This is a genomic window from Rhodosalinus sediminis, assembly GCF_003385555.1.
In the GTDB taxonomy this organism is placed as follows: Bacteria; Pseudomonadota; Alphaproteobacteria; order Rhodobacterales; family Rhodobacteraceae; genus Rhodosalinus; species Rhodosalinus sediminis.
Genome location: NZ_QOHR01000081.1, coordinates 1 through 794, shown reverse-complemented (window position 1 = coordinate 794; position 794 = coordinate 1). Strand labels below are relative to the sequence as shown.

Genomic DNA, 794 nt, shown 5'->3' with positions numbered 1-794 from the left:
AGGTTCAAATCCTCTCCCCGCAACCAAATATTCTCACATGATATCAAGCACTTAGGCCGCTCTCGGGGCGGCTTTTGCGTGTCGCGTCTTGTTGCAAGCCCGTCCCGAACACTCCCCAAAGACTCCAAAGGCTTACGACCAGCCCCGATTCCTCCGTGCAACACGGATGCGACACGGGACGGGGTCGATGTTCGCGGGGCGTTCTGGGGTGCCTCTAAGTCCGTGATCATCCGTTCTCTCGTTCGCTTGGGCGAACCGGGCGCGCGTCCGGATCGCGCGGGTCATCCGGGAACGGAATGTCCAGGTTCAGTTGCATCGCCTTGAGGATCGAGAGCAGGTACAGCGCGTCGTCCAGCCGCATTGTAAGCTCGTGAGTTCTGCCGTGCTCGTCGTCATACTGGATGTTCACGGCTTCCATGCCATGGGTGATTTGCGCCCCGCGTATTCTCTTGACGCGTGGCAACTGACTGATGCCCGTGCTTTCCTCCATGTTCGATTGCGCTCCCTTTTGGTCATTGACGCCGTTGCGGCGGGGCGACGGTTGCCGACGGCTGCCAGGCAGGTTCATTTCCGGATGGACTGCCCAGATCGCCTTGCGGTAACTGATCAAGAACGTGTCGATGGGTCGAAGGCCGATCGCTGCCGCGAGATCGGATGGAAGCATCAGCTTCGTATCAAGCGCGGGGAAAGAATTATTCCGCGAAATGCTCGAAACGGCGTTCTTCAGGCGAAAGTCCATTGTAAGGAAACAGAACGCCTTGTGGACATGTGTCAATCGGCATCCAAACGGGACC

At 58.2% G+C, this 794-nt stretch carries 1 protein-coding gene; it reads right to left on the bottom strand.

What is annotated here, in order from left to right:
• Window positions 1–226: 226 nt before the first annotated feature.
• Window positions 227–794, bottom strand: a 568-nt coding sequence (locus DRV84_RS15520) for a hypothetical protein (protein ID WP_205026754.1), incomplete at its 5' end; no start/stop codon positions are given.